Source organism: Sporolactobacillus shoreicorticis (assembly GCF_024125445.1).
GTDB classification, from domain to species: Bacteria; Bacillota; Bacilli; order Bacillales; family Sporolactobacillaceae; genus Sporolactobacillus; species Sporolactobacillus shoreicorticis.
On record NZ_JAMXWM010000008.1, the window covers coordinates 1 to 20,693 of the forward strand.

The window sequence follows — 20,693 nt, forward strand, 5'->3', positions numbered from 1 at the left end:
GTCATCTTCTCAAAGTAGCATAAGTCTTTTTTTATTGTCCTTGACAAAGGGTACAGTTCAAAAAAAGGTATCAGGGGGCATTTTTTCCTTCTTATTTAATTGTTACGTCTTCCATTGGTTCACTGCCGGTCGGGCTTGGCGCATAACCGGAAATCGTGCTCTTGCCTACAAGTGCTGCTTTTGCATATTCAAGCGGAACCCAAGGAGCATCTTCGTGAATGATCTGCTGTGCTTTTTCATAAAGAGCCGCACGTTTTGTCGTGTCTGTTTCTGTCTGTGCCTCAATAAAAATCTTGTGAAGCTTATCATTCTTGTAGAAGGACAGGTTGTTGGAACCTATGCTGTCTTTATCAAGAAGTGTGTAAAGGAAGTTGTCCGGGTCGCCGTTATCGCCGATCCAGCCCATCAGGTACATTGGCGCGCCGCCTTTTTGCAGCTTCTCAATGTATGAGGACCACTCAACATTTTCAATTTTTACCTTCACACCGATCTTTCCAAAGCTTGCTTGAATTGCTTCGGCAGTCTTTGCCGGTTGCGGCATATAGTCACGCGGATTGGACATTGTGTAAAGTGTTGTTGTGAAGCCGTTAGGATAGCCTGCTTCAGCAAGGAGCTTCTTCGCTGCCTTCAGATCATAAGGATAATCTTTGAGATCCTTGGCAAATCCAAGCAGTACCGGCGGCATCGGGTTCTTGGCCGGCTGAGCTTGTCCATTGTAGAATGCCTTGTTCAATGCTTCTTTATCAACAGCCATGTTCAATGCTTGGCGAACCTTCTTGTTATTAAAAGGTTTCATCGTGACATTAAATCCGAGGTAAGCAACGTTCATCGGCGGACGATAGTAAACATGAAAATCCTTGTTGTTTTGGATGCCGCTGATATCACTTGGATTCAAGCCATCCATCAGATCAATTTCGCCGTTCTTCAGTGCGTTTAAACGTGAACTGTTATCGGGAATAACTTTAAAGACAATGGAATCCAGCTTAGGAAGACCTTTTTTCCAATAATGTTTATTTTTTTCCAATGTAATTGTGTTATTCTTTTTCCAGTTCTTAAATACATAGGCCCCGGTGCCGACCGCAGCTGACGAACCGAACTTGCTGCCGTATTTTTTAATAGCAGCCGGACTGGCAATGGCAAATGGTGACATGGCCAAGTTCTGAAGGAATGGTGCGGAAGATCTTTTCAGTGTAAATACAACGGTGCTTTCATCCGATGCGGTAACACTTTTAATAACTAATCCGTCATCGCCCTTGTATCCGCCGAACATCGACGGGAAGTAAGCAAATTTACCGGATTTCTTGCCGTTCATCCAACGATCAAAGTTGTAGACAACAGCATCTGCATTAAAAGCAGTTCCGTCGGAGAATTTAACACCCTTGCGTAGCTTGAAGGTGTACGTTTTGCCGTCTTTGCTGATGTCCCAACTCGTTGCAAGACTTGGCTTTACTTCAGTTGATTGATTTTTGTAATCATAGGCAACCAAAGTATCGTAAATGTTTTGTGTAACACGGAACGATTCCCCGTCTGTTACAACAGCCGGATCAAGAGACGTCGTATCGGCACCGCGGCCAAAGACGAGCGTCTTGTTACTGCCTGATGATTGACTTGACGAACTATTGCCGCAACCCGTGAGTGCCATAGCGAGAGCCAGCACGAGAGCAACCGTCAAGCCGAAATACTTCTTCTTCATAATTATCCCCCTTAAAATCTATCTATTATCTAAATCTTTCACATTGTACCTCTATTCTTTCATTGACACAACAAAAGATTAAGAAGTTGTTAAGATGGTGTTAGAAGTTTTAGAATACTTGATTTTCAATTTTTCATGCGTGGATCAAGTGCGTCGCGCAATCCGTCGCCAATTAAGTTAAACCCTACGACAACAAGTACAATGGCAAGTCCGGGAAAGAGAACCGTCCAAGGTGCAGTCTGGATATATTCACGCGAATCCGACAGCATCTTTCCCCATTCCGGCAACGGTGCCTGAGCTCCCATTCCGAGAAAGCCTAATCCCGCCGCATCAAGAATCGCTGTCGCAATATTTAATGTTCCCTGAACAATGATCGGCGCAACACTATTTGGGAGAACATGCTGGAAAATGATACGCGCATCGCCCATACCGATCGAGCGTGCGGCCATTACGTACTCCTCTTCCTTTACCGTAAGTACCCGCGACCTTACCAACCGTCCGAATACCGGAACATTGACGATTGCGATAGCAACAAGCGCATTATTCAGTGACGGTCCCAGAATGGCGACAATCGCAATAGACAATAGAATACTTGGAAAAGCAAGTAAAATATCGAAAATACGTGAAATAACGACATCCAGAATCTTGCCGAAATAACCGGCAACGGTTCCGAGCAGTGTTCCGACAATGATTGAGCCGATGACGGACAAAAATCCGACACGCAGCGACAATCTGGCGCCGAATAAAATTCGGCTGAAAATATCCCGGCCGAAATCATCGGTGCCGAACCAATGAGCGGCCGAGGGCGGCAGAAGCTTATGCCCGATGTTTTGATCATTGATTCCTTGCGGTGCAATGAAATCCGCAAAAACAGCCAACAGAATAAAGAACAGAACGATGACTGTTCCCACAATCGCCGGCTTGTTTTTCCGATAGGATTTCCAAAACTCGCCAATCGCAATCGCCAAAGGACTTTTTACGTTTCGCACGGGCTGTTCGGGCTGCACCTGTAAACCTTGTGGCATCCTTTATCCCTTCTTTCTTAATTATGATGCGCAGGATGCACCGATTAAGGCTGCCTGCTCATTTCCTGCTGCCTGAGTAGCTCCTGTCAACGATATTTAATCCGCGGATCAAACAATCCATAAAGGAGATCAACAATAAAGTTGACCATGACAAAAATGAAGGCAATGACAAGAATACCGGACTGAATGACAGGATAATCACGATATTGAATCGCGTTGTAAATATACAGCCCGACTCCTGGCCATCCGAAAATCGTTTCGGTAAGAATTGCGCCGCCAAGGAGCAGCCCCGTTTGCAGTCCGATTACGGTTAAAATCGGTATGAATGCATTCTTTAATGCATATTTGTACACGATCCAAATCATCCGCTGCCCCTTCGCTTTCGCCGTGCGAATATAATCAGACTTTAAAACCTCAAGCATACTTGAGCGAGTCATTCGGGCGATGATTGCTGTTGGTATCGTTGCAAGTGCGATTGCAGGAAGAATCAGATGCCGAAGAACCATCCAAAACTGATCCAATCGTCCGCGCAGCAAAGTGTCAATTAAATAGAGGTTGGTTATGGGATCTACGCTGTTTCGAATATCATCGCGGCCGATTGACGGCAGCCACTGCAATTTAATTGAAAAGCCCCATTGTTCGAGCAAACCAAGCCAGAACACCGGCATCGATACGCCGATCAGTGCAAGAATCATCGCTGTATAATCCAGAAATGAATTTTGTTTCCATGCACTGATAATTCCGGCATTGATTCCAACAAAAACCGCAAAAATCATTGCGACAAACGAGAGTTCAATTGTTGCGGCCAGATGAGGCCAGATTTCACTTGCAATCGGTGAATTCGTCTGAATGGACGTACCCAAATTGCCGGTCAGAATCCCTTTTAAATAGGAAAAATATTGAACATACCACGGATTATCCAATCCAAGGGAACGATTCAGGCTGTGAATCGCTTCAGGCGTCGCCTTTGTTCCAAGAATAGTCAGCGCCGGGTTGCCTGGAATGGCATGAATGATTGCAAAAACGATTAACGTCATTCCGAGAAGAACAGGTATGAGCATAAGCAATCGTTTTATCGTGTAATGGAACACGAGATTTCACCTCTCTTGTGACACACATATAGACGGTGTGCATAGTACTGCTCTTATACGTAAAATTGAATTTTGTGTTAATTAATCATATAAGTGGCAGGAGATCATTCTTCCATCATCTAAGACCTTGAAATTCGGTCTTTCCTTTGAGCAGATATCCATTGCAACCGGACAGCGGTCATGGAATGTACACCCTGCCGGTGGATGAGCAGGGCTCGGAACATCGCCTTCAAGAATGATGCGGTTTGTTTTTATATCCGGATCAGGAACGGGAACGGCTGATAGCAATGCCTTCGTGTACGGATGTTTGGGATCAGTGTATAAAATCTCACTCTCCGAGAGCTCGACAAGCTTCCCAAGATACATCACTCCGACACGGTCACTGATATGGCGGACAACACTCAGATCATGTGCGATAAAAATATACGTCAGGTTAAACTTCTTTTGCAGATCCTTGAGAAGATTCAAGACCTGTGATTGAACGGAAACATCCAGCGCGGATACCGGTTCATCAGCAATGATGACTTTGGGCTGAACGGCGAGTGCGCGGGCAATACCAATTCTTTGACGCTGTCCGCCGCTGAATTGATGTGGGTACCGCTTTGCATGATACGCACTCAAGCCGACAAGTTCCAAAAGTTCTTCCACTCGTGCCTCACGCTGTTTTCGATTGCCCATTTTATGGACAATCATTGGTTCCTCAATGATGTGACCGACCGTATGACGAGGATTGAGCGAAGCAAACGGATCTTGGAAAATCATCTGGATATCTTTCCGCGCTTTCCGCATGTCGTGCTTTGACAGTTCCATAATGTTGCGATTCTGAAAAATGATTTTTCCTTCCGTCGGTTCAATCAATCGCATGATCATTCGGCCGGTTGTGGATTTTCCGCATCCCGATTCTCCGACAATGCCTAACGTCTCGCCTTCTCGAACAGAGAAGCTCACACCGTCCACGGCACGAACAATTTCAGATACTTTTCCGAATTTTCCACCCTTGATCGGATAGTATTTTTTTAGATTTTCAACTTGTAAAAGTGCTTCGCTCATTTGCGGACTTCCTTTCTACCCTGCCCCTGATGGAGAAAGCAGCGTGATTTGTGACCGTCGCCTAATAATTCAGGCCTATTAACTTGGCATTTGTCCATAACGAATTCACATCGAGGTGCAAACAGACAGCCCTTAGTAATAGATCCCGGCTTAGGTACGCTGCCTTTAATCGTATAGAGACTGTCTTTCTTTCCATAAAGATCAGGGATGGATTTAATCAGCCCTTCCGTGTACGGATGCTCCGGATGGTTGAAAATATCCTTTACCGTTCCCTCTTCAACGATTTTACCCGCATACATAACAGCCACACGATTGCACATCTGGGCGACAACACCTAAATCATGCGTGATCATGATAATCGCCGTATGTGTTTCTTTATTCAGCTTAACCATAAGATCAAGAATTTGCGCCTGAATCGTCACATCAAGTGCAGTGGTGGGTTCATCGGCAATCAGAACTTTTGGGTTGCAGGACATGGCCATGGCAATCATGACACGCTGTCTCATTCCCCCGGACAATTCATGCGGATATTCATCTAATAGCTCTGCTGCTCTTGGAAGTCCAACTAATTTTAATAACTCTACTGAACGCTCAATCAGCTCTTTTTTGGAAAGATGATTATGTAGTCTGATCGCTTCCATTAATTGTTCACCAATTGTGAATACCGGATTAAGCGAGGTCATAGGCTCTTGAAAAATCATGGCAATATCATTCCCACGAAGTTTTCTCATTCTGGACTCTTTCGCATGACTGATGTCTTCACCCTTATAATAAATATGGCCGCCCACAATCTTTCCCGGAGGCGCGGGGAGCAGACCCATTATTGAAAGGGATGTTACGCTTTTTCCACAGCCAGATTCACCGACAATTCCAAGAATTTCTCCTTCGTTAACCGAGAAATCGATTCCATCAACTGCGGGTACTTCTCCGTCATCCGTGAAAAAAGAAGTTTTTAATCCTTCTACTTTCAAAATCGCTTCACTCATTTGATCACCTCCTTGCACTTGGTTATTATACCATCTATTAAATTAATTGTAGTTTTTTTTCATGATAATGTGAGCATTTTTTACAAATAAAGTGTACTGTACGTTGTATGTGTCTAAACATAAGCAAAACGCCCTGTCCATGATTTGGACAAGGCGTTTTCCGTACTTAAGGTGATTACTGCTTATTTTGCTGCGACTTCTGGTTTTGCTGGCGAACTTCCTGCGCATTGGTTTCACTGCCGTATTCGCCGCTGAACTGTCCGTTTTGAGATTGGGCATTTTGTTTCTTTACTTGTTCCACATCTGTGCCCGCATTCGTCTTCTTAGCCATTGAGTATCACCTCCACCACACTACTGTAACCAAAAAGGTTAACTATTATGTATGATTATGTCGATTATTTTTTATCCACTCAGTCACTTTCTGATGAGAAACCGGAAACGGGTAATTTTCGAGTTCGCTCAAAGCTGACCAACGCTGCCGCTCCTTCAACTTTTTACGTACGGGGCCCTGTCCTTCACGAATCGTCAATTTCCAGATTAGATGCGAGAAACGATGGGTGTATGAAAAAGACTGCTCGACTGGCGATACCATGCAGCCATATCGATCCTGAACATAGCTTTCCTGCCGCGGCCCGGTTTCATATTCGTCAATCGCCATCATCGGGAATTGCCATAAACCGGCCAGCAATCCTTTATCAGGGCGGCGTTCAATCAGATAACGTCCCTGCTCATCCTGAATCAGCAGAACCGCATAATGCAGCAATCTTGGCTTAGATTTCCCGCTTTTCACCGGATATTCGAGCTGCGCGCCTTCATCATAGGCAAGACAATAGCGTTGAATCGGGCATTCGGAACAATCGGTATTTTTGGGTCGGCAGATCGTTGCGCCGATATCCATAAGTGCCTGATTAAATGCCGCAGGCTCCGTTTCAATAATTAAATCACTTGCCAGTTTTTCGAACTTCTTTCTTGTCTTTTGTTTCGCAATGTCATCGTCAATCAGAAAAACACGTGAAAGAACGCGCATCAAATTTCCGTCGATTGCCGGTTCAGGTTCATTGTACGCAATGCTCAGCAGAGCCGCGGCTGTGTAGGGACCGATACCGGTAATTGACAATAGTTCATCTTTTTGTTTCGGAAGCCTGCCGTCATATTTTTCCACCACCTCGCGAACACCATGCTGAAGATTGCGCGCACGCGAATAATAGCCCAGCCCTTCCCAGCACTTCAGTACCTCTTGTTCCGGTGCCTCAGCAAGCGCATCCGGTGTCGGAAAACGACTGATAAATTGGTTATAATAAGGAATGACCGTATTCACTTGTGTTTGTTGAAGCATTACTTCGGAAATCCAAATATAATAAGGATTGGTTGTTTCCCGCCAAGGCAATCTGCGGCCGCGAGTGTGAAACCAATCCAGCAAGTCATGATTGAATTGCCTGATTTGTTGTGCATTCATTATTGTTCAACCTTTCATAGATCATTTTTCATCTAAATTGACATAAATATCCCTTTCATTATCCTTGATTTTGTGTGACAATGAAAGAAGATTAACTTGATCTAAGTTGCCATTGAAAAAAGAAGCTTTGTTCAAAAGGGAGGACAATCTTTTTCATGGATACAGCGACACATATTGTTATGGGATTCGGGTTAGCAGGATTGGCAACACTCGATCCGATCGTCGCGCAAAATCCGCTGACTTACCAGGCGGTAGTGATCGGCGCTGTTGCGGGTTCAGTAATTCCTGACATTGACACGGTTTTGAAGTTAAAGAACAATGCTGCGTATATTCGCAATCATCGCGGCATGACACACTCACTTCCGGCAACATTGCTTTGGCCGTTTCTTTTGACCGCAATTATCCTTGCACTTGTTCCCGGTTCAAACGTGAGTCATCTGCTGATGTGGACACTTGCAGCCGTTTCCATTCACGTCTTTGTCGACATTTTCAATGCGTATGGAACTCAGGCCGCACGTCCATTTACAGAAAAGTGGGTTGCATTAGGGACCATCAATATTTTTGATCCGTTCATTTTTATGATGCATCTTATCGGTTTCGCCATTTGGCTGACTCTTGGGCATGCGGGGATTACGTTCATTATGGTTTATGCAACGATTTCCATTTATTATGTCCTGCGCGGCTTCTACCACAGACACATTATTAAGTATGTAAAGACCCAATTGCCCGGACTGTCTAAGGTTTATTTGTCGCCAACCATGCGCTGGTCTCATTACCATTTGGCGGCGGAAAGCGAAAATTACTTTTATGTCGGCAAAGTGAACGGCAAAAAACTGCATTTGATTGATCGCTTTGAACGAACACCGATTGACTTTAACAATCAAATGATTAAGGCAGCGGCTGAAGACAAAAATGTGCGTGCCTTCCTCTCTTTCTCACCAATTTATCATTGGTCAATCGCACAGAGAAACGGCAGATACGTCATTCAATTTACTGATCTGAGATATTACTCAAAAGGTACTTATCCGTTTACCGCAACGGTTTGGCTCGATAAAAACTTATTTGTGCAAAGTTCCTATACAGGCTGGGTATTCAGCGAACAAAAATTGCGTAAGAAACTCGTGTTAGCGCGTATGAATTCATAATCTGAATACCTGCTGCAGAATGAAATAACAAGGGCACCTCAATAACAGGTGCCCTTGTTTGACAGAAAACAAGTATAAAGATTAGCAAGAGCAGCATCAGTGATCCGGCGAATAAAGGAGCTTTCGTTAATTGTAAAAGGAAGCTTCTTTCTGCACTTTACCGGACACGCCAAGCTATCTATGAACGTCGTGACAGCGACTTTGGCTTCGCATTATGTAAAGGCGGAGCCAAATTTTCTAAAAATTGAAGCTCATTCCTCATTAATGCCATGAATTCGTTCGCTTAAGAACGAATCAATGGCATCAAGTGGAAATCCTTTATGATAGAGATAATTCTTTACTTTCTGCGCAAATGCTCTTCCGGAGAATTTCTTGTATTTCCGCATTGCTTTTTCTGCCTGATGAGCCAGAGCATTCTTTTCATTTTCCTCAAGAAATTCTGTGATTTCACTGAGAACCTCTTCGCTGATCTCTCGAGCATAGCCTCTTTGCATGAGCAGTCTGGCAAGCACCAGACGTGCTTCTGCTTTCGACTTCTTATTTTTAACCGAGGATGTCTGTTTTGCCAAGTATTTTCGCGCATGCTCAATCTGATCTTCAAGTGGAAAAAGATTTTCGGCATGTGAGGCGATCTCTTGCGGAACTCCTGACTGCAGCAGTTCACGATAAATGAGCTGCGGTCCTTTTGTCGAAGTCTGAATGCGTGTGCGCACAAATGAGGCAGCAAAAACCTCATCGTCAAGCAGCTTCTCTTTTTTCAAGCGCTGAATTGCATAGGAAATCTGCTGCGCACCAAATTGCTTTTTCTCCAAATATTGCTTCATCTCGGACACACTGTGCATGCGATAAGAAAGATAGCGCAGCGCTGCATGATAGGCAAGAACACCTGATGCCTCGCGTTGAAGACGTCCAAGCTGCTCCGGCGTTAATTCCAGCCCCTTGCGCAGCTCTTCGCGTACGAGTATATCTTCATGAATGGTAAAACTTTTCTCGACTCCGTCTGTTTCCGCAATTTCCACAGAAAAAAAGCCGCGGTCTTGTTCGTTCGTCCGTATCCTGGTGATAATCGCCATCGATCAATCCTCCAGCACTTTTATCAATATAATAGCATAAACAAATGCCTGCGCATTAAAAAATATGATCCTTCATTAAAAAAATCGCAGATTATTTCGATTATAAGATAAGCTGGACAAAGGAGCCTCGCATTGTGCATCGCTCGGTAAAGCCAGATTTTTGCTAATGATTCATCTTAAATTCAAGAAATAATTCGTTGAAACGCGCGTTGACCGGCTTGCTAAAGTTATCATACACTTCAAGTCGATCCGTCAGCTTCTTATCAGGGTAGAACCGTTTGTCATTCTTTATTTTTTTAGGAAGATAACGTATGGCTTCTCGATTTGGTGTCGCATAGCCGACATATTCCGCATTTTTAGCAGCGTTTTTCGGATCGAGCATGAAGTTAATAAACTGCTCGGCCCCCTTCTTGTTCGTTGCACCTTTCGGAATGGCCATGTTGTCGAACCATACATTAGACCCTTCCTTCGGAATCACATAAGTTAATTCAGGATTTTCATCCATAATCTCCACGGCATCACCGGACCAAAGAACACCGATGGCTGCTTCACGTCTCGGCAAAAGTAATTTATTCTCATCGCCGACTATTGCTTTAATATTCGGTGTTAGCTTTTTCAGCTTTTGCAGTGTCTGTTTCAAATGCTTTTTATTGGTATCATTCACAGAATAGTGCAAGCTGTTCAGGCCCATTCCGACAATTTCACGCGCGCTGTCAACGAGCAGAATTTGATTTCTATACTTCTTATTCCACAGATCGTTCCAGCTAGTGATCTTGCTGCCGCCAAGCATTTTCGGATTGTAAACAATGCCCACCGTACCCCAAAAATAAGGAACCGAATAGTGATTGGCCGGATCAAAGGACAGATTTAAAAAACGCGAATCAATATTTTTTAAATTTGGCACCTTTTTGGAATTAATCGGCAAGAGCAGATGCTCATCACGCATTTTGCTGATCATGTAATCCGACGGAACGACGAGATCAAAGGAAGTACCGCCTTGTTGAATTTTCGTCAGCATTGCTTCATTAGAATCAAAGGTCTGGTAGACCACGCGATAGCCGTACTGTTTTTCAAATTTTGCAATCAGCGCCGGATCAATATAATCGCCCCAGTTATAGATCGTCAGGGTCTTGGCACCTGCTTTCGTTGTCGACCCGGTCAATTTAGCAGAAACAAGCGACAGAGCAAGGACAATGACGAGAACAGCGATCAGCATAATCATCAGCTTTTTCATGCATCCTCACCTCCGGAAAGCTGCTTCACTTTTCCCATCCCGCGGGTTGAGAAATAATAAACCAGCACAATAGCAAGTGTAATCAAAAAAATGAGTGTCGAGAGCGCATTGACCGACATCGAAATACCTTGTCGCGCCCGTGAATAGATTTCAACGGATAACGTTGAAAATCCGTTGCCGGTGACAAAAAAGGTGACCGCAAAATCATCGAGAGAATAGGTGAGTGCCATAAAAAATCCGGCAAAAATTCCCGGTGTAATGAACGGAATTACAACCTTCAACAGCACATCTAATCTTTTCGCGCCGAGATCCCGCGCAGCATCAATCAGTGTCGGGCTCATTTCTTGGAGCTTAGGAAGAACCATCAGCACAACGATGGGAACACTGAAGGCAATATGCGCGAGCAGCACCGAAATGAATCCGAGCTTAATCCCGAGCAAGGTGAACAGAATGAGAAAAGAGGCACCGATGATAACGTCTGGACTCACCATCAGAATATTGTTTAATGAGAGCAGCATGTTCTTGTAGTGGCGTCCTTTAGTCAAATAGATCGCCAGGGCGCCAAAGACACCAAGCACTGTCGACAGTAGCGACGACAGCAGCGCCACGATCACTGTATCAACGACAATCGCAATTAAACGCTTATCGGAGAACACTTCTTTATACCAATCAAAAGTGAATCCTGTAAAATGCGTCATGTTCCCGGCTTTGTTAAACGAGTAGAACATGAGATAGAAAATAGGCAGATAAAGCACGACGAAAACACAAAGCAGGAAAAGAGTCGATCCTATTCTCTTTTTTACCATCGCTTCAGCCACCCCTTTCCCATCAGCGCCATAACGACGACCATGGCCAGAATCAAGAAGACAGCAATTGTCGAGCCCATTCCCCAGTCCTGCGTGACAAGAAAATGTTCTTCAATCGCCGTTCCGAGTGTGATTACCCGATTTCCAGCGATCAGGCGTGTCAGCATAAACAAAGACAGCGCGGGGATAAATACGGCCTGACAGCCGGATTTGACGCCTTCAAGTGTAAGCGGAAAAATCACACGCCGAAAGGTCGCCCAAGCAGATGCGCCTAGATCATAAGCGGCCTCGACAAAACTGCTGTTCAGCTTTTCAAGGCTATTGTAGATGGGCAGAATCATAAAAGGAATAAATAAATAGACCGAGACAAAAACGAAACTTGAGCCTGTAAACAGAATCTGCCGACGTCCGGCACCCGACATGGCAAGCAGCGTATCCACAGGACCATAGGTACCGAGCAATCCAATAAAGGCATAGGCTTTCAAAAGTATATTGATCCAGGTAGGCAGGATGATGAGCATAAGCCACAGCCTGCGATTTTTCATTCTTGTTAACAAATAAGCAGTCGGATAGGCAACAAGCAAAGTAAAGAAAGTAATGAAAAATGCATAACCAATTGAACTGATTGCCATCTTTAAATAAATCGGCGTAAAGAACCGCAGATAATTTTCAAAAGAAAAATGTCCCTGTATGTCAAAAAAGGAATAGTATAAGACCATCGCTAAAGGCGCGACAACAAAAAGGCCGATCCACAGAACATAAGGAATAAGATAGGTGTTCGTCCATTTCTTAGTCATGGCCCGCGCCCTCATAACTTTCCAAACGCCGATCAAAGGCTTCTTCGGTTTCGCCGTGACGCATGACATGAATCGCTTCAGGCTCAAAAAACAGACCGATCTCCTCACCGATCCGAGCGCTCTTCGTCGAGTGAATCATCCACGAATTTCCATCCTCGTCCTTGCCAATCATTTCATAATGTACGCCTCGGAACAATTGGGACTCTATGCGTACCTGCAGCAGTCCTTCTCCGTGCGGCTTGATCTCCAGGTCTTCAGGACGGATAACAATTTCTACAGCTTCCCTTTCATCAAAGCCTTGATCGACGCAATCAAAGGTTTTACCGGCAAAGGAAACGACACGATCCTTCAGCATCGTACCGGGAATGATGTTGGATTCACCGATAAAATCGGCGACAAAACGGTTAATCGGCTCATCATAAATCGAGCGTGGCGAACCGCTCTGCTCAATTTTTCCTTGATTTAGAACAAAGATCTCATCTGACATAGCAAGTGCTTCCTCTTGATCATGTGTTACGAAAATAAACGTAATGCCGAGCCGGCGCTGCAGCTGACGGAGTTCAACCTGCATCGCGGTCCGCAGCTTAAGATCCAAAGCAGACAGCGGTTCGTCAAGCAGGAGCACCTGCGGTTGGTTGACAATCGCACGCGCGATCGCAACCCGTTGTTTCTGTCCGCCGGACAGTTCGGCAATCTCGCGATTCTGGTAACCGTCCAGGTTGACAAAGTGCAGTGCCTGTTTCACCCTCGGTTCAATTTCTTTATTTGTCAATTTATTAATTCGCAAGCCAAACGCCACATTTTCAAAAACATTCAAATGCGGAAACAGTGCATAGTCCTGAAACACAGTGTTGACTTGCCGCTTATTCGGTGGAATTTTATTGACCATGCGCCCGTCAAAGGTTATCGTTCCTTCGCTTGGCTCCAAGAATCCGGCAATCAAACGCAAAATGGTTGTTTTTCCGCATCCCGACGGACCAAGAAGTGTATAGAATTTGCCGCGTTCAATTGCAAAACTGATGTCTTTTAAAATAATTTCTCCATCAAACCGTTTGGCAACATGGTCAAATTGAATGATTGTCTTTTTTGTCATTGAAATTCCGGCATTGTACCGACTGGCGACACTCCGCCCTGCCACATCCTTTCATTGTCTACTGGTGATGTTAAGCCTCAGCAGCGTTCATTGGCTTTTTTGCTACCGGCTGGACAAACGTCCCAAATTGTCATAATCAACATGACCCTCAAACATGACTTTTCTTATAAATAGGATTCGGTCGCGACCAAAAGTACTTTCGCAGGCACATCGCTTTCATTGATCAGCTGATGCTCCTCAGCAGCATGATAATAAACCGAATCGCCTGATTTGGCGTGGTAACGTTTCTTTCCAAGACGGACGGTAATCGACCCGGACAGTACATAGAGAAAGGTCTCCGAGGAAGACGGCTCAAAGGTTTTGAATGCCCCGTGACGTTTCAAGCTCAAAAAGATCGGCTCCATCTCCTTCTCATTCGATTCAGGAACAAGCCAGCGAAGCTGATAGCCCAGTTGATCATCGGAAAATTTGGTTTGATCCTGCTGCCAATAAATGACTTTTTGCACAAAAGTCTGATCATCGAAAAAGGATTTCGGATCACAGCCCAGCACCTCCAGAAGGACAAAAAAGGTTTCAATGGAAGGTGAGCTTATGTCATTTTCAATTTGCGATATGTAGCCCTTCGTCAGATCTGTCCGCTCCGCAAGTTCTTCCTGCGTCAAACCACTCTTAAGGCGCAGGTTTTTGATTTTCCTGCCGATCAGCACCCACAGCTCCCCACTTTCATATGTTTACTATTTTTATACATTCGGTTTACTAAAACAAATTAATTATAAAGGTTTCTTAAAAAAAAACAATATTTTTCTTAATGATCGTAATTTGTCGCAGTGAGGGCAATTTAAGTTTTATTTTTCAGACTTTATGAGAACGCAGGATGTGAAAATGTCAATAACTTTGTGGATATGTGGATAACCTCTGTTTTTTCTTTATTAACGCCAAGTAAAAATGTGCATGATTTTGTTAATATTTATCCTCTTTTTTGTGGATTATGTGGACAGATGTACTTAACCGCTTATTTTTATTGTTTTTTCATTGTCAAGTCTGTGGATAAATCTGTGGATACTGTTCCTAACTTTTTTTCAAGTTTTTTCTCAAAAAAAATACCTCAGATTCCCTAATAGGATTGAGGTACGTCTTAAGATCACCAAAATTTGGACGGCAGGACGCGTTCGGCCATTAGATCATCCAAGCTGCGGAATTGATAACCTTGCTTCTTTAAATCATGAATTACACGTGGCAGCGCTTGAGCGTTATCCTTGGATACCGTATGAAGCAGAATTACCGCACCAGGGTGAACACGTTTCATAATGTGATCGTAGGCATAATCGGCACCGTGCTGATCATCGCGAAGCCAATCACGATAAGCTGCCGACCAGAATACATTGATGTATCCCGAGTCATGTCCCAGCTTTAACGATCGTTCGCTGAATGTTCCTCTCGGCGGCCGCAGATAGGTCATTTGCTTATCACCGGTTATTTTCGTATATCTTCCCTTAAGCTTAGCCAGTTCTTTTTTATACTTTGCATCACTTATTTTCGATAGATCCGGATGACTCCACGAATGATTTCCGACAATGTGGCCTTCTTTAACCATCCTTTTAACGAGTTTCGGCTGATCCGAAATATAGTGGCCGGTGATGAAAAATGTTGCGGGAACCTTTTCCTTTTTTAATGTATCAAGGATTCCCGAAGTATATCCTGCCTCATATCCGTTATCAAAGGTCAAATACAATTCTTTTCTTGACGTATTTCCGATAAAAATACCGTCATATTTCTTAAGCAATGCTTCATATTCAGGTTCTGTCGTCGCCGGTCGGTTATTCTTTGCGGGTTTAAAGTACCAATCCTTTCCGTATGAAGAAAAGGGGTGGACAAAAGTTCCGCACATGGCGATTAAAAGCACCAACACTATTTTTTTCACACGATCACCCTCCGGTTTTAGGGTTGACCGTTTCTGTTCGATTTATGTTTCCTTATTTTTCTACAAGCCCTTCTGCCCAGTCATCGCGAAATCTGCGGATTTTCACCTCAAGATTCTCCATCATAGCCAGGATGTTCTCCAGATCTTCATGTTCTGCAGTCTCTTCGTTAAGTGCGCCAACAACCTGAGCGAGCAGTTTAAATCGATTCTTCAAATAAATAACTTGATCTTCTTTCGAATTCGTCGCTCTTCCCATTTCCAGCACCTCCAATACAGCTTCTCCTTCCACTTTAGCACAGATATACGCGAAAGGCGGAGCAATGGAATTACTGGGCAATGTAACGAAGCGAGAGGTGATCAGTAATCGGCATCCATGCACCGATACCCTGCTGCATCACATTTTTAACATCTAAATGTGCTTTACCGCCTCTTAGAACGAGAAATACTTCACCGTAGGTAATTTTCCCACGTTCATTAACCGCTGGTACATAGCCATATAAATGACCGACTTGTTTAGAAGGTACTTGATACGGCCGGTCAATTTTTGTACCTGCGCCGACAATTGTTGAAAAGGATATTGGTAGATGCGTTTTTTCCATTGTTTTTGCCAAAATTAACTGACTTGCTTCTTCTTTCTTTGGAACCTCGGAGGTCAATCCTCCTTTGACCGTCACTTGAATCTTCTGTAGGTAGCCGATTTCCTGCCCGCTCTTGCTGCCACGGGCATCGGCCGCATTATCATTAATTCGTTTATATTCCCAGTTTACAGATGTCTCTTTCGATTTGTAATTAAGCGGCCATTCACCCAGATAAATGCGCGCCGAGTAGCCAATCGACCATTTTGACGGATGAATGGACGACTCATTAAGCAATTTGATTAATACCGGATTTTCCACCGGAACGTTTGCTGTCTTAAGCAACGCCTTGGTGTGGGCGCTCGGCACGAGTTCAGAGGCATCATGTGTCGGATTCGGATACGTATTTTCTTTAGAGATGTCAATTACTGATTTTGGCAGTGCATTGGGCACCGCGTTTTTTGCCCCCACCTCAGAGGATAGGCAGAAAAGAAATGCAGCACATAAGATTAAAGATATGATTTTTTTCAAGGCAGAAAACTCCTTTTTTCCTTATCTTCTGCCGGGCACTGCAAAATTATCCAAAATGAAGCATAGAAAAACCAGATGCGGCATAACGCACCGCATCCGGCTTCCCTCAATAATTAGGTTGTTAATCAAATAAGTGAAGTTTCCCGATGCGTTCTACCGCTTCGGTCAAACGTTCCGGTTCGGTCAGGAGGCCGATGCGCACATACTTTTCACCACCGGTTCCGAATCCAATTCCCGGTGCGAGCACAACATGTGCTTTATCCAAAACATAGTCAAAGAATGATTCGGAGGTATAACCATCAGGAACCGGGAGCCAGCCGAAAAAAGATCCTTTGGAAGGTGTTGCATTCCAGCCGATTCGTCGTGCCGCATTAAAAAAAGCGTTACGCCGTGTTTCGTAGCGCCGCACAAGATCGCGGACACAGTCTTGCGGGCCGAGCAGTGCTTTCGCGCTTGCTTCCTGAATCCCGCCAAAAAGACTGACAAAATAGTGATCCTGAAATAATTCGATGGCTTCAATAACACTCCTGTTCCCCAGCGCGAAGCCGACGCGCCAACCCGCCATATTGTAGGTTTTTGATAACGTATAGGTTTCGATGCCGACTTCTTTTGCCCCGGGCGTCTGCAGGAAACTGCGCGGTTTCTCACTATCGAAACCAAGCGCGCCGTAGGCAAAGTCGTGCAGAACACAAATATTATGTTTTCCCGCAACCCTCACCGTCTCCTCGAAGAAATCCGCAGATGCAGTTGCGGATGTCGGGTTGTTCGGGTAATTTAAAAACATCAATTTTGCCTGATCAAGAAGACCATCCGGCAGTGCTGCATAATCAGGGAGAAAGGCATTCTCTTCAAGGAGAGGCATCGTTTCCATCTTTAGATTGGCAAGCGCAAAACCGGACAAATAATCCGGATAACCGGGATCCGGCATAAGCACCGTATCGCCGCTGTTCAGCAGGCATTCACCGATCTCAACCAGTCCGGTCTTCGATCCGAACAAAATAGCAACTTCAGTCTTCGGATCAAGATCGACATCATATTCACGTTTGTAAAAAGTCGCGATCGCTTCCTTAAGAAAATCATAGCCTCTGAACGGCGAATACTTATGGTAAAGCGGGTTGGCCGCTGCTTCCTGCAGCGCTTTGACAATATGCGGCGGAGTCGGCTGATCCGGATTGCCCTGACCTAAATTAATGACATCGTGCCCTTTGGCAATTTCCGCGTTTGTTTTGACAACGAGATCAGCGAAAAACTGTTTCGGCAAACGTTTAAGCGCATCTGATTTTGCAAAGTTAACCATCCATTTCACTTCCAACTCTATAAGTTAATTTGTATTTATCGTGACAGTATCTCTATTTTCGTGGATAAGTGCTCGTTTGTAAAGGAATCCTAGCATGAATTCTGAATCTTTATGAATAAATCAGGTTTGTATCCGCCGTATGGATATCACAAAAAATCAGAAGCTCATTGATAACCAAGGATATTCACTATTTGGACAAAAAACGAATAAAAATTGCTAAGGACGAACCAGCAGAAAACAGGTATACTTGTTCTTGCTGAGCTCTCTATTTCAAAGCTGCATTAAAGCGAGTTGCGCAGAAAGGACACAAGACATGAATACTGAAACATACCGTCGGTTCCAATTTTCATTATTAATCGGATCTGTTTTTATTTGCGGTGCGGCAGAAGGAATGCTGCTTCCATTGATCGCTTTACTTCTCGAAAAAAACGGTGTCTCGGCTCTTTTGAATGGGCTGGGATCTACATCACTTTACATAGGTATGCTGATCTCTGTTCCGCTTCTGGAGAAACCCATGCGTAAGCTCGGTTATAAACTTTTTCTCATCATCGGACTTGGTTTAATCACAGTGCCCCTGTTTCTTTTTCCCATTTCGATGAATCTATGGTTTTGGTTTGTACTTAGACTGTGTGTCGGTTTTGGAGACAGCATTCTGCATCTAGCAGCACAAACCTGGATTACCATCGACAGCCCGATGAACAAGCGGGGACGAAACATTGCTTTCTACGGATTGTCCTTCGGTCTCGGCTTTGCCGCCGGACCGATGCTTGTCCGATTGATCGCATTCGGTACGGAGGTCCCGTTCATTACCAGCGGTTTCTTTTGCCTTGCGGTTCTTCTGCTTCTATTTCTTCTTAAAAATGAATATCCTGAATTGAGTGACTCCTCCGGCTCTTCCGTTCGGCAAGTCCTTATTCGCTATAAAAAAGTTATTGCCGCGACATGGTCAGGCTTAGCGGTGACGCTCGCTTTCGGTTATCTGGAAACCTCCTTGAATAACAGCTTCCCGATTTTCGCCGTGCGTCATGGGTACAATCTGACCCAAATTTCGATTCTGCTCCCGGCCTTCGTCATCGGTGCTTTAGTGACACAGGTTCCGCTTGGAATGCTTGGCGATCGCTTTGGCCGTAAACGTCTGCTACCGCTTATTTGCTTGTTTGGATCCATGTTCATCGCATGTACCGGCCTGCTCTCCGCTTATTTTTATGGTATCTATTTCACGCTCCTTGGCGCAGGCATGTTGATCGGTTCGCTTTATTCGATGAGCATGGGCTACGTCAGTGATTTACTCGATAAAGAACAGATTCCGCTCGGCAACATTCTGATGACCGTATGTTACAGTGCCGGATGCATGGTCGGTCCGGTAGCCGGGAGCACGCTGATCAATTGGATTCCGAAGGGCGGGCTATTTTATGGAATAGCGATTTTCGTCTTCGTTTCTTCGATGAGCTGCTTTATTCATCAATTTTTCATCGCGCGAAAATCTTCGCTCAATCATTCAACCACACAGCAAAGAGTCTCAAGTCATTGAGACTCTTTTTTCATTTCATCCAACCTTTTCTTTTTAGTGAACCACTTGCAGCAGCGCAGCATAACATAACAATGCATCAGGACCTTCAATGGCTTTGGAGGCCCTCTTAATAGGGGGAATCGCTTGTGAAGAAAAAATTAATTATGCCCGATCTAAGCACCGCAACCCATTGGATGAATCAAAAAGTCACACGCGAGCGTCTTCTTGGCGCGCCAACACTGATCCATTTCTGGTCGATAAGCTGCTCCAAATGCAAAGCTGCAATGCCAATCGTACAATCCATTCGTGAAAAATATAGAGGAGTTCTCAATGTTGTGGCTGTCCATATGCCCTTATCTGAAGCTGACCTGGATGTTAATGAGGTTGCGCGAGTTGCTGCCATGCACTCAGTTACGGAGCCGATTCTTATCGACAATACCCATCGGCTGGCAGATGCTTTTGGGAATCGTTTTGTTCCCGCATATTATTTATTTAATGCCGGCGGCGAATTGATCGAATATCATATGGGCGAGCGTGGTGCGATGCGCATTCATAAAGCAGCCGATCGTCTTCTCTTTCATTAATGCCACTCAGATTTCGCGCCGTTTAACCCTGCTAAAAGCAGGACGAATTTGCGAAGATTCACTTTGTATAAAAGACGATCAATTTATGTCTGCAAAACCGAATGAGAACATAGCAGCCCCAACCGATCATCGCGCCAATCGTATTTAATAAAACATCATCAATATCAAAAATCCGTTCGGCAAAAAAATACTGACATAATTCAATGAACAAACTGATGCAGAATCCGAGAATCAGCTGCCGGATAACAAGCCTCCGTTTAACTTGAATTAGCATTGGCAATAAAAAACCGAGCGGAAGAAAAAGCATCACATTTCCACCGATATTCTTCATGATGAGCATGCTGTCTCCGCTTCGCAGCATCAGCCGTATACTGCTGAAAAGGATCAGGTTGCTAGACTTTCCGTATGTATAGTAATTATGCGTGAGAAGAGTCACAAAAACGAGAAGAGCAAGATAACCAATAAAAAAAACCGCAGCAATATGTTTTTTGTTCATTTTTTTCAACATAACTGCCCTCCTCCTTTATAGATAACTATGTGGTTCTTTCAAAAATGATGTATGCTTGGCCTCTTTTACTTACAGAACGATGACCGTTCATAGACATATTTGAAAAAGTGTATTATTATATAGCTGATTGAAATTAAAATTATTATAATCTATTTTTTCAATGCTGTCGCTTGTATTAGCGGCAGCATTGAGTACTTTTAGGGGTTTCGATGATGATTATTATTCTCAATTAATTCATCGAATTCTATTCACCAATACATTTTAGATAATATATATTAAATTATATTAATTATTGTTTACGTTTGTTTTTAAAAATAT

The 20,693-nt window shown here is 44.1% G+C and carries 21 protein-coding genes; 3 read left to right on the forward strand and 18 right to left on the reverse strand.

All coding sequences use genetic code 11. The annotated features are described in order from the left end of the window. Positions 1–91: 91 nt before the first annotated feature. The 7 genes from NIE88_RS08375 to mutY all read right to left on the reverse strand — a co-directional run bounded on the left by NIE88_RS08375 (position 92) and on the right by mutY (position 7,301). Positions 92–1,693, reverse strand: a complete 1,602-nt coding sequence (locus NIE88_RS08375) for an ABC transporter substrate-binding protein (protein WP_253061109.1) — start codon at positions 1,691–1,693, stop codon at positions 92–94. Positions 1,694–1,818: 125 nt separating this feature from the next. Then, on the reverse strand, positions 1,819–2,718 hold the full coding sequence (locus NIE88_RS08380; RefSeq protein WP_253061111.1) for an ABC transporter permease: 900 nt from the start codon (positions 2,716–2,718) through the stop codon (positions 1,819–1,821). 86 nt (positions 2,719–2,804) lie between these two features. Next, positions 2,805–3,809 (reverse strand): ABC transporter permease, encoded by a 1,005-nt coding sequence (locus NIE88_RS08385; RefSeq protein ID WP_253061113.1) that lies wholly within the window; start codon positions 3,807–3,809, stop codon positions 2,805–2,807. Positions 3,810–3,890: 81 nt separating this feature from the next. Further along, positions 3,891–4,859 carry an ABC transporter ATP-binding protein gene (locus tag NIE88_RS08390; protein ID WP_253061115.1) on the reverse strand — a complete coding sequence of 323 codons (969 nt, stop codon included), beginning with the start codon at positions 4,857–4,859 and terminating at the stop codon, positions 3,891–3,893. After that, positions 4,856–5,845, reverse strand: coding sequence for an ABC transporter ATP-binding protein (locus NIE88_RS08395; protein ID WP_253061117.1), 990 nt, complete (start codon positions 5,843–5,845; stop codon positions 4,856–4,858). The genes NIE88_RS08390 and NIE88_RS08395 overlap by 4 nt, the downstream gene beginning before the upstream one ends. Positions 5,846–6,020: 175 nt before the next feature. Beyond that, positions 6,021–6,176, reverse strand: coding sequence for a gamma-type small acid-soluble spore protein (locus tag NIE88_RS08400; RefSeq protein WP_253061119.1), 156 nt, complete (start codon positions 6,174–6,176; stop codon positions 6,021–6,023). Positions 6,177–6,221: 45 nt separating this feature from the next. Beyond that, positions 6,222–7,301, reverse strand: a complete 1,080-nt coding sequence (gene mutY, locus NIE88_RS08405; protein WP_253061120.1) for an A/G-specific adenine glycosylase — start codon at positions 7,299–7,301, stop codon at positions 6,222–6,224. A 155-nt stretch (positions 7,302–7,456) separates the two neighbouring features. On the opposite strand from mutY, the gene NIE88_RS08410 reads away from it, so the two are divergent. Further along, positions 7,457–8,446, forward strand: a complete 990-nt coding sequence (locus tag NIE88_RS08410) for a metal-dependent hydrolase (RefSeq protein ID WP_253061122.1) — start codon at positions 7,457–7,459, stop codon at positions 8,444–8,446. 251 nt (positions 8,447–8,697) lie between these two features. Here the strand turns inward: NIE88_RS08410 and NIE88_RS08415 are convergent, their stop codons facing one another. The 10 genes from NIE88_RS08415 to NIE88_RS08460 form a co-directional block, all read right to left on the reverse strand. After that, positions 8,698–9,519: a RecX family transcriptional regulator gene (locus NIE88_RS08415; protein ID WP_253061124.1), complete on the reverse strand. Its 822-nt coding sequence runs from the start codon at positions 9,517–9,519 to the stop codon at positions 8,698–8,700. A gap of 163 nt (positions 9,520–9,682) precedes the next feature. Next, the gene (locus NIE88_RS08420; protein ID WP_253061126.1) at positions 9,683–10,753 is read right to left on the reverse strand and encodes an ABC transporter substrate-binding protein; all 1,071 of its coding nucleotides are present in this window, start codon (positions 10,751–10,753) and stop codon (positions 9,683–9,685) included. Continuing rightward, a complete protein-coding gene (locus NIE88_RS08425) occupies positions 10,750–11,559 on the reverse strand; it encodes an ABC transporter permease (protein WP_253061128.1) in 810 nt (269 codons plus the stop codon). The genes NIE88_RS08420 and NIE88_RS08425 overlap by 4 nt, the downstream gene beginning before the upstream one ends. Beyond that, positions 11,553–12,356: an ABC transporter permease gene (locus NIE88_RS08430; protein ID WP_253061130.1), complete on the reverse strand. Its 804-nt coding sequence runs from the start codon at positions 12,354–12,356 to the stop codon at positions 11,553–11,555. The genes NIE88_RS08425 and NIE88_RS08430 overlap by 7 nt, the downstream gene beginning before the upstream one ends. Further along, a complete protein-coding gene (locus tag NIE88_RS08435) occupies positions 12,349–13,449 on the reverse strand; it encodes an ABC transporter ATP-binding protein (protein ID WP_253061132.1) in 1,101 nt (366 codons plus the stop codon). The genes NIE88_RS08430 and NIE88_RS08435 overlap by 8 nt, the downstream gene beginning before the upstream one ends. 164 nt (positions 13,450–13,613) lie before the next feature. Then, on the reverse strand, positions 13,614–14,156 hold the full coding sequence (locus NIE88_RS08440) for a helix-turn-helix domain-containing protein (protein ID WP_253061134.1): 543 nt from the start codon (positions 14,154–14,156) through the stop codon (positions 13,614–13,616). Positions 14,157–14,590: 434 nt separating this feature from the next. Beyond that, positions 14,591–15,370 (reverse strand): delta-lactam-biosynthetic de-N-acetylase, encoded by a 780-nt coding sequence (gene pdaA / locus NIE88_RS08445; RefSeq protein ID WP_373689420.1) that lies wholly within the window; start codon positions 15,368–15,370, stop codon positions 14,591–14,593. A 52-nt stretch (positions 15,371–15,422) separates the two neighbouring features. After that, positions 15,423–15,635 carry an SE1561 family protein gene (locus tag NIE88_RS08450; RefSeq protein WP_253061368.1) on the reverse strand — a complete coding sequence of 71 codons (213 nt, stop codon included), beginning with the start codon at positions 15,633–15,635 and terminating at the stop codon, positions 15,423–15,425. A 61-nt stretch (positions 15,636–15,696) separates the two neighbouring features. Next, complete coding sequence (locus NIE88_RS08455) at positions 15,697–16,476, reverse strand: YfkD family protein (protein ID WP_253061136.1); 780 nt, start codon at positions 16,474–16,476, stop codon at positions 15,697–15,699. A 121-nt stretch (positions 16,477–16,597) separates the two neighbouring features. Continuing rightward, complete coding sequence (locus tag NIE88_RS08460) at positions 16,598–17,773, reverse strand: pyridoxal phosphate-dependent aminotransferase (RefSeq protein ID WP_253061138.1); 1,176 nt, start codon at positions 17,771–17,773, stop codon at positions 16,598–16,600. A gap of 313 nt (positions 17,774–18,086) precedes the next feature. Between NIE88_RS08460 and NIE88_RS08465 the strand changes: the two genes are divergently transcribed. After that, positions 18,087–19,304, forward strand: a complete 1,218-nt coding sequence (locus NIE88_RS08465; RefSeq protein ID WP_253061140.1) for an MFS transporter — start codon at positions 18,087–18,089, stop codon at positions 19,302–19,304. A 125-nt stretch (positions 19,305–19,429) separates the two neighbouring features. Continuing rightward, positions 19,430–19,867 (forward strand): TlpA family protein disulfide reductase, encoded by a 438-nt coding sequence (locus tag NIE88_RS08470; RefSeq protein WP_253061142.1) that lies wholly within the window; start codon positions 19,430–19,432, stop codon positions 19,865–19,867. A gap of 58 nt (positions 19,868–19,925) precedes the next feature. Here NIE88_RS08470 and NIE88_RS08475 read toward each other — a convergent pair whose 3' ends face one another. Further along, positions 19,926–20,375: a VanZ family protein gene (locus tag NIE88_RS08475; RefSeq protein ID WP_253061144.1), complete on the reverse strand. Its 450-nt coding sequence runs from the start codon at positions 20,373–20,375 to the stop codon at positions 19,926–19,928. Positions 20,376–20,693 lie beyond the last annotated feature (318 nt).